Raw genomic sequence first — 12780 nt, forward strand, 5'->3', positions numbered from 1 at the left:
AACTCGATGCCGGCTGAATAACGGCCATTGTCGCCGCGATCCTTGCGTGGCATCTTCCCGGCGGAGGATTCCGCGTCTCGTTCACGGGCTTTCCGTTTTACTGTGTAAGTTTGTCTTCCCGACGGAGGCTCGAATGAGTATTGGCCTGATCGCCCTTCTTGATGATATCGCGGCATTGGCCAAGGTGGCTGCGGCCTCGCTCGACGATATTGCCGGCCAGGCGGCCAAAGCAGGCGCGAAAGCGGCTGGCGTCGTCATTGACGATGCGGCCGTCACACCCCGCTATGTCACCGGATTTTCGGCAGCACGCGAATTGCCGATCATCGGCAAGATCGCGCTCGGCTCGCTGAAGAACAAGCTTCTGATCCTGCTTCCGGCAGCACTGATCCTGAGCCTTGTCGCACCGCAGGCGATCACACCGCTGCTGATGATTGGCGGACTTTATCTCTGCTACGAGGGTGTGGAAAAAGTCTACGGGCTGGTGCTGCCGCACGCGGCCCACGCCCATGAATCGGCGCTCGAGGCGACGAGCCTCGATGCCAAATCCATAGAAGACGAGAAGGTTGCCGGCGCAATCAAGACGGATTTCATTCTGTCGGCCGAGATCATGGCGATTACGCTCGCCGCAGTGCCGTCAGGCAGCATGTTCACGCAGGCCGTCATCCTTGCCGTCGTTGGGCTGGGCATCACGGTCTTGGTCTATGGCGGTGTGGCGCTTATCGTCAAGGCCGATGATCTGGGTCTGATGCTGGCGCGTGTGCGGACGGCGTCTCCGATCGGCGCATTCCTGCGTTCGATCGGAAAGGGGCTCGTCACAGGCATGCCTTATTTTCTGAAAGTGCTCGGCATTGTCGGAACAGCCGCCATGATCTGGGTCGGCGGCGGCATCATCGTTCATGGCCTCGAAGCCTATGGCATCGGCGGCCTTGCGCATCTGATCCATGATGCCGGTGAGGCGACGGCGCATGCAGTTCCCGTTCTGGCATCGGTGCTCAGCTGGATCGTCGAGGCCGCAGGAGCTGGCATCGTCGGGATCGTCGCCGGCTTGATTGCAATTCCGGTCGCCGGCTACGCCGTTTCGCCGCTATGGCGGCACCTCAAGTCGCTCCTGCCGCGCCGGAAAGAGGCGCTGGCGAACGAGAAAAAATGAAGCCTGCCGTTATCGGCGGGCCAGCCTTGCCTACTTCGCCAGCGCCTGCTGCAGGGCGATTGCCCCATGCGGCGCATTGACCTTGCCCTCATGGATCATGAAGGCAAAGACGTCGCGCGGCTCGGTCTTCACCTTGCGATCTCCATCGATCAGCGGCAGGTCATCAGGAACCTTGCCCTCCGCCCAGGTCTCCAGCCGGTCAGCCCAGGCCTTCAGGTCCTTTTCCGGATAGCAGGTCGGAATATCGTCTGATCCCTTCTGCAGCCGCGCATAGACGAAATCGGCCGTCACGTCGGCGATCATTGGATATTCGAAATGTTCGGCGCAAACAGGCGCCACGCCGTATTTGGCCAGCAGCGCCACGAACTCCGGCACCTTGAAGGAATCGTGCCGCACCTCGACCACGTGGCGGAGTGTCAGCCCCTCCTGTTTTGCCGGCAGCAAGTTCAGGAAGGCTTCGAAATCCTCTGCATCGAACTTCTTCGTCGGCGCGAACTGCCAGAGCAGCGGCCCGAGATGATCGCCGAGTTCGCTGATGCCCGATGACAGGAACCGCTCCATCGATTCACCGGCTTCGGCAAGCACCCGCCGATTGGTGACGAAACGTGTCGCCTTCAGCGAGAAGATGAAGCCGTCGGGCACGTCAGCCGCCCATTTGGCAAAGACCGCAGGCTTCTGCGTGCTGTAATAGGTGCCGTTGACCTCGATGACCTTCAGCTGGCGGCTGGCATAATTCAGCTCGTCCTTCTGTTTCAGGCTCTCGGGAAAGAAATGCCCGCGCCAGGGCTCGAAGGTCCAGCCGCCGATGCCGGTGCGGATAGTGCCGGATTTCGTCATGTCGTCCTCCCCATTCGCAGCCGCTCAGGCCGCATTGATCTCTTTCGTCATGTCGACGAGCGTCCATCCTGGCCGATAAGGGTTCGGCCGGCGACCCGTTTCCTGAAACCCGAAGGCGCTATAGAGCGCGATGTTCCGCTCCATCCGCGCATTGGTGTAGAGCCGGATCTCCGGCAAGGCCCATGCCCGCGCCTTGCCTTCCAGCCAGCGCAGCATTGCCAGTCCATGCCCGGCGCCCTGAAAGGCCGGCGAGACCGCGATGCTGAACAGCATGAGGTGATCGGAATGTTGCTCGACGACCACCAGGCCGGCCGTCTGCCCGTCGATCTCGCAGAGCCAGACCTCGCCGCGTTCGATCCGCGGCGCGTAATCCTCCGTCACCGGCATCGGCGGAGCGCCGAACAGCTCGCTATAGGGCCGATAGGCGGCTGCTGTCAGCGTCGCGATCGTTTCCAGATCATCGGGCGACGCCGTCCTCATCGTCATTCCGCCGCAACCGCCTTCTTCGCTGGCCGCCGCTCCAGCAATTCCTTCAGGAATTGCCCGGTATAGGACCGCTTTTCCTTGACGATCGCTTCCGGCGTGCCGGTCGCGACGATCTCGCCGCCGCCGTCGCCGCCTTCGGGGCCGAAATCGAGCACCCAGTCGGCCGTCTTGATGACTTCGAGATTGTGCTCGATCACCACCACCGAGTTACCCTGGTTGACCAGTTCGTGCAGCATTTCGAGCAGCTTGGCGACGTCGTGGAAATGCAGGCCGGTCGTCGGTTCATCGAGAATGTAGAGTGTGCGCCCCGTCGAGCGTTTCGACAGTTCCTTGGCGAGCTTGACGCGCTGCGCTTCGCCGCCCGAGAGCGTATTCGCCTGCTGGCCGACCTTGATATAACCGAGGCCGACATCCTTCAGCGATTGCAGCTTGTCGCGCACCGCAGGCACCGCCGCAAAGAAATCGACGCCTTCTTCCACCGTCATGTCGAGCACCTCGGCGATCGACTTCTGCTTGAAGGTGACATCGAGTGTCTCTCTGTTATAGCGCTTGCCGTGGCAGACATCGCAAGTGACGTAGACATCGGGCAGGAAGTGCATCTCGATCTTGATGACGCCGTCGCCCTGGCAGGCCTCGCAGCGTCCGCCTTTGACGTTGAACGAGAAGCGGCCCGGCTGGTAGCCGCGCGCCTTTGCCTCCGGCAGGCCGGCGAACCAGTCGCGGATCGGCGTGAAGGCGCCGGTATAGGTCGCCGGGTTCGAGCGCGGCGTACGGCCGATCGGCGACTGGTCGATGTCGATCACCTTGTCGATATGCTCGAAGCCGTCGATGCGATCGTGATCGGCCGGGTTTTCACGTGCGCCCATGACGCGGCGTGCCGCCGATTTATAAAGCGTCTCGATCAGGAAGGTGGATTTGCCGCCGCCGGAAACGCCGGTCACCGCCGTGAACACGCCGAGCGGGATCGACGCCGTGACATTCTTCAGATTGTTGCCGCGCGCCCCAACCACCTTGATCTCGCGGCCCTTCTTCGGCTTGCGGCGCTCGTCGGGAACGGGAACGCCAAGTTCGCCGGAGAGATATTTACCGGTCAGCGAGTTCGGACTGTCCATGATGTCCTGCGGCGTACCATGGGCAATGACCTGACCGCCGTGAATGCCGGCCGCCGGGCCGATATCGACCACGTCGTCGGCCGTCATGATCGCATCCTCGTCATGTTCCACGACAATGACGGTGTTGCCGATGTCGCGCAGGTGCTTCAGCGTGTCGAGCAGCCGGGCATTGTCACGCTGATGCAAGCCGATCGACGGCTCGTCGAGCACATAGAGCACGCCCGTCAGCCCGGAGCCGATCTGCGAGGCAAGCCGGATGCGCTGGCTTTCGCCGCCCGACAGCGTGCCGGAATTGCGCGACAGGCTGAGATATTCCAGGCCGACATCATTGAGGAAGCGCAGCCGGTCGCGGATTTCCTTGAGGATGCGCACGGCAATCTCGTTCTGCTTGGCGTTGAAGCTTGCCGGCAGCGTCTCGAACCAATCGCGGGCAACACGGATCGACATACCAGTCACTTCGCCGATATGCAGCGTGTCGATCTTCACCGCCAAGGCCTCCGGCTTCAGGCGGAAGCCGTTGCAGGAAGGGCAGGGGGCCGCCGACATGAAGCGTTCGATATCTTCGCGCGCCCAAGCGGAGTCGGTCTCCTTCCAGCGGCGCTCGAGATTGGTGATGATGCCCTCGAAATTTTTCTGCGTCGTATAGGAGCGGGCGCCGTCGGCGTAGTGGAATTCGATCTTGTCGTTGGTTCCGTTGAGGATGACGTCTTTGGCCTCGTCGGTGAGATCGTTCCAGCGGGTGCCGAGCTTGAAGCCGTAATGTTTGCCGAGCGCTTCCAGCGTCTGATTGTAATAGGGCGAGGTCGACTTGGCCCAGGGCGCGATCGCCCCGTCGCGCAGCGTCCGCTCGGGCTCGGGCACGATCAGATCCGGATCGATCTTCTGCTGGGCGCCGAGGCCGTCACAGGTCGGGCAGGCGCCGAACGGGTTGTTGAAGGAGAACAGCCTGGGTTCGATCTCGGGAATGGTGAAGCCGGAGACCGGGCAAGCGAATTTTTCCGAAAACAGCACGCGCTCATGTGTCTCGTTCAGCGACTTGTTGGCCGAGCCGCCGGCCGACGTCTCTTCCAGCGGCAGCGGCTTGTCGGCGAATTCGGCGACCGCCAGCCCGTCGGCGAGTTTCAGGCAAGTCTCCAGACTGTCGGCCAGCCGCGCCGAGACATCCGAGCGCACGACGATGCGGTCGACCACCACGTCGATATCGTGCTTATATTTCTTGTCGAGCACCGGCGCTTCAGCGATCTCATAGAACTGGCCGTCGACCTTGACGCGCTGAAAACCCTTCTTCATCAGCTCGGCCAGCTCTTTTTTGTACTCGCCTTTGCGCCCGCGCACGAGTGGCGCAAGAATATAAAGACGGGTGCCCTCGCCGAAATCGAGAATGCGGTCGACCATCTGGCTGACGGTCTGGCTCTCGATCGGCAGGCCGGTCGCCGGCGAATAGGGAACGCCGACGCGGGCAAAGAGCAGGCGCATGTAGTCGTAGATCTCGGTGACGGTGCCGACCGTCGAGCGCGGATTGCGCGAGGTGGTCTTCTGCTCGATCGAGATCGCCGGCGACAGGCCGTCGATCTGGTCGACGTCGGGCTTCTGCATCATTTCGAGGAACTGCCGGGCATAGGCCGACAGGCTCTCGACATAACGCCGCTGGCCCTCGGCATAGATCGTGTCGAACGCAAGCGAGGACTTGCCGGAACCCGAAAGCCCGGTCATGACGATCAGCTTGTTACGCGGCAGATCGAGATCGATGCTCTTCAGATTATGCTCGCGCGCGCCGCGGATGGAGATCGTCTTCAGTTCGCTCATCGTCTCTGCTTTGGTTTTCTGGATAACAGCCCTTATTTAGTGATGCCGACGGGCGAGTCGAGGCTGAATATCCGCAAGGGCTCAAGGTTTTCGATTCTGTTGACAGGATCATACGGATAAACTAGAACAAATAAAGAACAAAATTCCTGATGACTGCATGCGGCTTTCTGATGGGATAAAGATGTGGATTAAATGCCGCCCATGCGCATCGGCGGTCCGTGATGGTTTAAGGTGCGCCGATCGATTAAACGCCGCCGGGCAGGGCGGCAGGCAGGGTGAGAAGTATGGCTGGTAGTGTGAATAAGGTAATTCTGATTGGAAACGTCGGTGCGGACCCCGAAATCCGCCGCACTCAGGATGGCCGGCCGATCGCCAATCTTCGTATCGCGACCTCGGAGACGTGGCGCGATCGCAATTCCGGCGAGCGCCGTGAGAAGACCGAATGGCACACTGTCGTCGTCTTCAACGAGGGCCTCTGCAAGGTCGTCGAGCAATATGTGAAAAAGGGCGCCAAGCTCTATATCGAAGGCCAGCTGCAGACCCGCAAATGGCAGGACCAGCAGGGCCAGGATCGCTACAGCACGGAAGTGGTGCTGCAGGGTTTCGGTTCGACACTGACGATGCTCGACGGCCGCGGTGAAGGCGGCGGCGCGAGCGGCGGCCGTGGCAGTGGCGCCGGCGGCAACGATTATGGCGACGATTACGGCGCCCCGGCTCCCGCTTCATCGCCGAGCCGCGGCGGTGGCGGCGGCGGCAACTTCTCGCGGGATCTCGACGACGATATCCCGTTCTGATCGATAGCCTTTCCTGGCTTGGTGAGAGACGTGAGAGAGCATGATGCCTTGGATGGCGTCATGCTCTTTTTCTTTGATTTCGCGGCAGATGATTCAGACCACATCGGCCGGAATTTGGGGAATTCTGAATGAGCTGCCACATCTTTAATAGAGCTTCCGGTACGCGCCTCCGACTTTGGTTGGACGAGTCACCGCCGTCGATGGATTCAACTCGATGCCGTCTGTGGGAGAGTAAAGTTTTCGCCAGCGGAGAAGGCACTCCTCATCGGACGAACGTGGCTGCGGAAATAGCTCGGCCGGTTGGAGGCATGACTGTACATGGTCTGCTGTCAGTTACCCTGGATAAGTCCACTAAAACGCAAGGTCTGCAGGTGAATGTCCCGATTGAACGTACCAAGGGAGAGAGGTGGTCCCTATCACTTGCTCCAAGTCACCACAAAGTGCTTACCGGATTTGCCGCGGAATACATGCCGGGCCTGTTCAAGGGGATAGAGGATCTTGGTGAGGCTGCATTACCTAGTTTTGGAATTCTCTCCTTTGATCGAATGGCACATTCGGACATAGGTTCGTCGATAGATATTTTTCGCGAGTTGACGAGAGCTATCGTGCGCGCTTTGACTATGGAGCAGGTTCCTGAAACGCCGAATGAGGCGTTCGCACTTCTCGCAGTTTAGATTGAAAGGCGCTCAAGGTTTTTCAGTGCGGCGTCGCGCTGATGAGATTGAACGCCGACTTTGCCCCGTCGACGACGAATTGTGCGGCAAGCGCGGCGAGGATGACGCCGAGGAGTCGCGTCAGGATCGCCCGGCCGGTGACGCCGAGAAAACGGTCCAGCCTTTCGGCGATGAGCAGCATGACGAAGGTCAGGAGCAGATTGGCGGCAATGACGCCGATCAGCTGCGCTTTCCCGATCGAGGTGGCGAGCGTGCCGGCAAGCAGGATCGTCGCCGAGATCGCGCCCGGGCCGGCGATCAGCGGCAAGGCGAGCGGGAAGACGGCGATATTCTCGATATGATCCTTGGTGATCGCCGCCTCGGTCGCCTTCTCCTTGCGCTCCTGCCGCCTCTCGAACACCATCTCGAATGCGATCCAGAACAGCAGCAGCCCGCCGGCGATGCGGAAGGCGCCCATCGAAATCCCGAGCACCCCGAGCACGCCCGCGCCGAAAAGCGCGAAGACGGCAAGGATGATGAAGGCGATGACCGAGCCGCGCAGCGCCACCTGCTTGCGCTCGGTTCGGCTCATGCCCGTCGTCAGGCCCAGAAAGATCGGCGCAAGCCCCGGTGGATCGATGGTGACGAGCAGCGTCGTGAAGGCGTTGATCAATTGGTCGGCGCTTGCCATCGGCTCTCCGGAACCCCATATGGGTGCGTGGTTTTTATGATTGTGAAGCGGGGATTCCGATTTGGCAAATATCCCGCGGCGGCCCGCGGCGGATTTGTCCGGTCCGGCCGCGCAACTTGCATGTTTTACCCTCTTTAAGCCGCAAAAGCCTGTTCAAAACGCGCTGTGAAATTGGCGCGGCAACAGGCTTTCCGCTATAAATCTTCAAGTGATTCTAGAAGAGATCGTGATCTGTTTTGACTGAGCAAACACCCCCCGGCGGCGGGAAGCTCCCGCCAGGCATCGAGCCCATCTCCATCATGGAGGAAATGCAGCGGTCGTATCTCGATTACGCCATGAGCGTCATCGTCAGCCGCGCGCTGCCCGACGTGCGCGACGGCCTGAAGCCCGTGCACCGGCGCATCCTCTACGGCATGTCCGAACTCGGCATCGACTGGAACAAGAAATACGTCAAATGCGCCCGCGTCACCGGTGACGTGATGGGTAAATTCCATCCGCACGGCAATTCCGCGATCTATGATGCGCTCGCCCGCATGGCGCAGCCCTGGTCGCTGCGTCTGCCGCTGATCGACGGTCAGGGCAATTTCGGTTCGGTCGATGGTGATCCGCCGGCGGCCGAACGTTATACCGAATGCCGCCTCGAAAAGGCTGCCCACTCGCTGCTCGACGATCTCGACAAGGAAACCGTCGATTTCCGCGACAACTACGACGGCACGCTTTCCGAGCCGGTCGTGGTGCCCGCCAAGTTCCCGAACCTGCTCGTCAACGGCGCCGGCGGCATCGCAGTCGGCATGGCGACCAACATCCCGCCGCACAATCTCTCCGAAGTCATCGACGGCTGCATCGCGCTGATCGACGATCCGGCAATCGAGCTGCCGGAACTGATCCAGATCATTCCCGGTCCCGATTTCCCGACGGGCGCGAAGATCCTCGGCCGTGCCGGCATCCGCTCGGCTTATGAGACCGGCCGCGGCTCCGTCATCATGCGCGGTGTCGCCGCCATCGAGCCGATGCGCGGTGACCGCGAGCAGATCATCATCACCGAGATTCCCTACCAGGTGAACAAGGCGACGATGATCGAGAAGATGGCCGAGCTGGTGCGCGACAAGCGCATCGAAGGCATTTCCGATCTGCGCGACGAATCCGACCGCCAGGGGTATCGCGTTGTCGTCGAGCTGAAGCGCGATGCCAACGCCGATGTTATCCTCAACCAGCTCTATCGTTATACGCCGCTGCAGACGTCCTTCGGCTGCAACATGGTGGCGCTGAACGGTGGCAAGCCCGAACAGCTGACCCTGCTCGACATGCTGCGCGCTTTCGTCTCGTTCCGCGAGGAAGTCGTTAGCCGGAGAACGAAATTCCTGCTGCGCAAGGCGCGTGATCGCGCCCATGTGTTGGTTGGTCTCGCCATCGCCGTCGCCAATATCGACGAGGTCATCCGCGTCATCCGCCAGGCGCCCGATCCGCAGTCGGCTCGCGAAGAACTGATGACCCGCCGCTGGCCGGCGGAAGATGTCGAAAGCCTGATCCGTCTGATCGACGATCCGCGCCATCGCATCAACGAGGATCTGACTTACAACCTCTCCGAAGAGCAGGCCCGCGCCATCCTCGAATTGCGCCTTGCCCGCCTGACCGCGCTTGGCCGCGACGAAATCGGCGACGAACTCAACAAGATCGGCGAGGAAATCAAGGATTATCTCGATATCCTCTCCTCGCGCGTCCGCATCCAGACCATCGTCAAGGACGAACTTCTCGCCGTCCGCGACGAGTTCGGCACGCCGCGCCGCACCGAGATCGTCGATGGCGGTCTCGAAATGGACGACGAGGACCTGATCGCGCGTGAAGACATGGTCGTCACCGTCTCGCATCTCGGTTATATCAAGCGCGTGCCACTGACCACCTACCGCGCCCAGCGCCGAGGCGGCAAGGGCCGCTCTGGCATGACCACCCGCGACGCGGATTTCGTTAGCCGGCTATTCGTCGTCAACACTCATACGCCGGTTCTGTTCTTCTCCTCGCGCGGTATCGTCTACAAGGAGAAGGTCTGGCGCCTGCCGATCGGCACGCCGACCTCACGCGGCAAGGCGCTGATCAACATGCTGCCGCTTGCACCCGGCGAGCGCATCACCACGATCCTGCCATTGCCCGAAGACGAGACGAGCTGGGACAATCTCGACGTCATGTTCTCGACCACGCGCGGCACGGTTCGCCGCAACAAGCTGTCGGATTTCGTCCAGGTCAACCGCAATGGCAAGATCGCCATGAAGCTGGAGGAGGAGGGCGACGAAATCCTCTCCGTCGAGACCTGCACGGAAAATGACGACGTGCTGCTCACGACGGCGCTCGGCCAGTGCATCCGCTTCTCCGTCGACGACGTCCGGGTCTTTGCCGGCCGCAACTCGATCGGCGTGCGTGGCATCAATCTCGGCGATAGCGACCGCATCATTTCCATGACGATCGTTGGTCATGTCGATGCCGAGCCGTGGGAGCGTGCTGCCTATCTCAAGCGTTCCGCCACCGAACGCCGGGCGACGGGCGTGGATGAAGAGGATATTGCGCTGGTCGGTGAAGAGGTCATCGAGGAGGGACAGCTCTCCGACGACCGCTATGACGAGCTGAGAGCACGCGAACAGTTCGTGCTCACCGTCTCCGAAAAGGGCTTCGGCAAGCGTTCGTCGTCCTACGACTTCCGCATTTCCGGCCGCGGCGGCAAGGGCATCCGCGCTACCGACACCTCGAAAACAGCCGAGATCGGCGAGCTGGTCGCGGCTTTTCCGATCGATGATGGCGACCAGATCATGCTGGTCTCCGATGGCGGTCAGCTGATCCGCGTGCCGGTCGGCGGCATCCGCATCGCCAGCCGCGCCACCAAGGGCGTCACCATCTTCTCGACGGCCAAGGACGAGAAGGTCGTCTCGGTCGAGCGCATCAGCGAGCCGGAGGAGGACGAGACGGAAGAGGCTGTCGAGGTCGCCGAAGGCTCACCTGCTACTGAAGAAGGTGCTGCCGACGAAGGTGGCGGCGACGAGGCGCCGATTGCCGATGGCGATCCGGCCGGGCCTGCCGAGGAATGATCAAATGAACGGGGCGGCTTCGAGCCGCCCTTTTCTTTTCAAATCGGAGATGGTTCGGGACACGCCCAAAGAAAAAGCCGGACGCTGGGTGGCATCCGGCTTTGAATGGCCTTGGCGACGGAAGGGTGCCGCTCAAGGGTGGGAGAGGGCAGTAAGAGAGGAATGTCAGAATGCTCTATGTTTTTCATTCAGAGCCTTCACCTCTTCGCCTTCGCGCCGGAGCGCTGAAATCGTCGAGGCCACAGACACGATGAACATGACGCTGATAAGGGCGGTGAGCATTGTCAAGATCGTGAACATAGGCATTCCTTTCCTGGGGAGTTGCGTTCTCGCCCCTCAGTACTGGCCCAGCACGGCCGTCCGGGCCGAAGCATAGGGTCCATAAACCTTGGACGTATCAACCTTCTGATCATAGAGAGCGACAGTTGCGGTCAGCATGCCCGTGACCATTACCATCCAGAGCACGTTAATCATCGTAATCTTGCCGGGCATTTTTAATCCTTCCGCGCCGCTCTAATGTATCGGTTGAATGAACGCATCCGTCTGTAAATGGTTCCGCCGGATGTTGATCGGGTGTTTACCAATGCCGATCTGAAGCGACCTTGAATGTCTCGTTCATCTGGCATTCAGATTCGCAGCTCGTTTTTCGCGCAGCCGACCCTGGATGCGCACGATCGCCGCGTGCTCGGCAAGCTCCGGCCGCACCCAGCTCATCTCGTATCGATCGGCGAAATAGCCATAGGCCATCTCGGCGGCGAGGGAGGAAACGACGGCAAGTGCAACAAGCACGATCAGCATGGATCTGGTCTTTCGGGGAGCGCCGGATGCCGGAATGGCATCGGCTGCTTTGATGATCGGAGTTAAACAGATCCTGTCTGAAACGGTCTTGAACGGGCCATTCATCCGTCGTTTAACCGCCCGGCGCATAACGTCCTTTTACGTGTCCGAAAAGACGCGCGGCGCTCTGGCCGGAGGTGGCCAAATCACTTGCGGCAAGGCAGCATCCGTGACAAAAGGCGTCAAACCAACGGTCGGGCCACATGACGACAGCTTTCTATCCTGGGTCCTTCGACCCGATCACCAATGGACATGTGGATGTTCTGGTCCAGGCGCTGAACGTCGCCGAAAAGGTGATCGTCGGGATCGGCATCCATCCCGGCAAGGCGCCGCTCTTCTCCTTCGAAGAGAGAGCCGAGCTGATCCGCCGTTCTCTGGCGCAAGCGCTGCCCGGCAAGGCCGGCGACATAACCGTCGTCGCCTTCGACAATCTTGTCGTCGATGCCGCTCGCACCCATGGCGCCACGCTGTTGATCCGCGGTCTTCGCGACGGCACCGATCTCGATTACGAAATGCAGATGGCCGGCATGAACCGGACGATGGCGCCCGATATTCAGACCATCTTTTTGCCGGCGGGCACTGCCTCGCGGCCCATTACCGCCACATTGGTCCGCCAGATCGCCGCCATGGGCGGCGATGTCAGCGCTTTCGTGCCGGCCGCCGTCTTGCAAGCCCTCACATCCAAGCGCCCAAACTAGCAAGCGCAAAGACCAGGCGGAACCCGCCGCAATGGAGCTCATATGAAACTCTTTTATCTCGCATTTGCCGGCGTGTTGTATCTCGCCTCCTTCGCGGGGGATGCTTTTGCCCAGTCGGCCGATCATTATCTCACCATCCAGCTGAAGAACGGCCCAGTCGTCATCCAGCTCATGCCTGAGGTGGCGCCGAAGCATGTCGCCCAGATTGAAGCACTGGCCAAGAAGGGCGAATATGACAACGTCGCCTTCCACCGCGTCATTGACGGCTTCATGGCTCAGACCGGCGACGTCAAATACGGCAACATGGAAAAGGGCTTCGATGCGAGCCTCGCCGGCACCGGCTCGTCGGATATGCCTGATATCCCGGCTGAATTCTCCAAGACCCCGTTCGTGCGCGGCACGGTCGGCATGGCCCGCTCGCAGGATCCGAATTCCGCCAATTCGCAGTTCTTCATCATGTTCGCCGAAGGCTCCTTCCTGAACGGTCAGTACACCGTCGTCGGCAAGGTTGTTTCCGGCATGGAGAACGTCGACAAGATCAAGAAGGGTGAAGGCCAGAACGGCGAAGTCAAAAGCCCAGACCGGATGATCAAGGTCACCCTGGGCAAGAAGTAAGTTACGAGAGAAACAAGAGGAGAAGGC

13 protein-coding genes are annotated in these 12780 nt (G+C 60.7%); 6 read left to right on the forward strand and 7 right to left on the reverse strand.

What is annotated here, in order from left to right:
• The first annotated feature begins 133 nt into the window (after nucleotides 1-133).
• On the forward strand, nucleotides 134-1150 hold the full coding sequence (locus ACM5SV_RS31300) for a DUF808 domain-containing protein (RefSeq protein ID WP_012757436.1): 1017 nt from the start codon (nucleotides 134-136) through the stop codon (nucleotides 1148-1150).
• Nucleotides 1151-1180: 30 nt separating this feature from the next.
• On the opposite strand, the gene ACM5SV_RS31305 is transcribed toward ACM5SV_RS31300, so the two are convergent.
• Genes ACM5SV_RS31305 through uvrA form a run of 3 tightly spaced genes read right to left on the reverse strand, consistent with a single transcriptional unit; the run spans nucleotide 1181 to nucleotide 5391 of the window.
• Entirely contained in the window at nucleotides 1181-1987 is an 807-nt protein-coding gene (locus ACM5SV_RS31305; protein WP_012757437.1) for a DUF72 domain-containing protein, read from the reverse strand.
• A 24-nt stretch (nucleotides 1988-2011) separates the two neighbouring features.
• Nucleotides 2012-2473 carry a GNAT family N-acetyltransferase gene (locus ACM5SV_RS31310; RefSeq protein WP_012757438.1) on the reverse strand — a complete coding sequence of 154 codons (462 nt, stop codon included), beginning with the start codon at nucleotides 2471-2473 and terminating at the stop codon, nucleotides 2012-2014.
• The gene (gene uvrA, locus ACM5SV_RS31315; RefSeq protein WP_012757439.1) at nucleotides 2470-5391 is read right to left on the reverse strand and encodes an excinuclease ABC subunit UvrA; all 2922 of its coding nucleotides are present in this window, start codon (nucleotides 5389-5391) and stop codon (nucleotides 2470-2472) included. The genes ACM5SV_RS31310 and uvrA overlap by 4 nt, the downstream gene beginning before the upstream one ends.
• A 284-nt stretch (nucleotides 5392-5675) precedes the next feature.
• Between uvrA and ACM5SV_RS31320 the strand changes: the two genes are divergently transcribed.
• Complete coding sequence (locus ACM5SV_RS31320; protein WP_012757440.1) at nucleotides 5676-6185, forward strand: single-stranded DNA-binding protein; 510 nt, start codon at nucleotides 5676-5678, stop codon at nucleotides 6183-6185.
• 308 nt (nucleotides 6186-6493) lie between these two features.
• On the forward strand, nucleotides 6494-6859 hold the full coding sequence (locus ACM5SV_RS31325) for a hypothetical protein (RefSeq protein WP_017994061.1): 366 nt from the start codon (nucleotides 6494-6496) through the stop codon (nucleotides 6857-6859).
• Nucleotides 6860-6881: 22 nt separating this feature from the next.
• Here the strand turns inward: ACM5SV_RS31325 and ACM5SV_RS31330 are convergent, their stop codons facing one another.
• Nucleotides 6882-7529: a MarC family protein gene (locus ACM5SV_RS31330; RefSeq protein WP_222017579.1), complete on the reverse strand. Its 648-nt coding sequence runs from the start codon at nucleotides 7527-7529 to the stop codon at nucleotides 6882-6884.
• Nucleotides 7530-7765: 236 nt separating this feature from the next.
• Between ACM5SV_RS31330 and gyrA the strand changes: the two genes are divergently transcribed.
• Nucleotides 7766-10603 carry a DNA gyrase subunit A gene (gene gyrA, locus ACM5SV_RS31335; protein WP_017994062.1) on the forward strand — a complete coding sequence of 946 codons (2838 nt, stop codon included), beginning with the start codon at nucleotides 7766-7768 and terminating at the stop codon, nucleotides 10601-10603.
• 165 nt (nucleotides 10604-10768) lie between these two features.
• Here gyrA and ACM5SV_RS31340 read toward each other — a convergent pair whose 3' ends face one another.
• From ACM5SV_RS31340 to ACM5SV_RS31350, 3 genes are all read right to left on the reverse strand, one after another.
• The gene (locus tag ACM5SV_RS31340; protein WP_260298902.1) at nucleotides 10769-10903 is read right to left on the reverse strand and encodes a hypothetical protein; all 135 of its coding nucleotides are present in this window, start codon (nucleotides 10901-10903) and stop codon (nucleotides 10769-10771) included.
• Nucleotides 10904-10939: 36 nt separating this feature from the next.
• Nucleotides 10940-11095, reverse strand: coding sequence for a hypothetical protein (locus ACM5SV_RS31345; RefSeq protein WP_003539654.1), 156 nt, complete (start codon nucleotides 11093-11095; stop codon nucleotides 10940-10942).
• 123 nt (nucleotides 11096-11218) lie between these two features.
• A complete protein-coding gene (locus ACM5SV_RS31350) occupies nucleotides 11219-11506 on the reverse strand; it encodes a hypothetical protein (RefSeq protein WP_017994063.1) in 288 nt (95 codons plus the stop codon).
• Between the two features lie 137 nt (nucleotides 11507-11643).
• Between ACM5SV_RS31350 and coaD the strand changes: the two genes are divergently transcribed.
• A complete protein-coding gene (gene coaD / locus ACM5SV_RS31355; RefSeq protein WP_017994064.1) occupies nucleotides 11644-12138 on the forward strand; it encodes a pantetheine-phosphate adenylyltransferase in 495 nt (164 codons plus the stop codon).
• A gap of 42 nt (nucleotides 12139-12180) precedes the next feature.
• A complete protein-coding gene (locus ACM5SV_RS31360) occupies nucleotides 12181-12753 on the forward strand; it encodes a peptidylprolyl isomerase (RefSeq protein ID WP_012757447.1) in 573 nt (190 codons plus the stop codon).
• Nucleotides 12754-12780 lie beyond the last annotated feature (27 nt).

The sequence above is a fragment of the Rhizobium sp. CRRU65 genome, from assembly GCF_048551595.1.
GTDB lineage: Bacteria > Pseudomonadota > Alphaproteobacteria > Rhizobiales > Rhizobiaceae > Rhizobium > Rhizobium leguminosarum_J.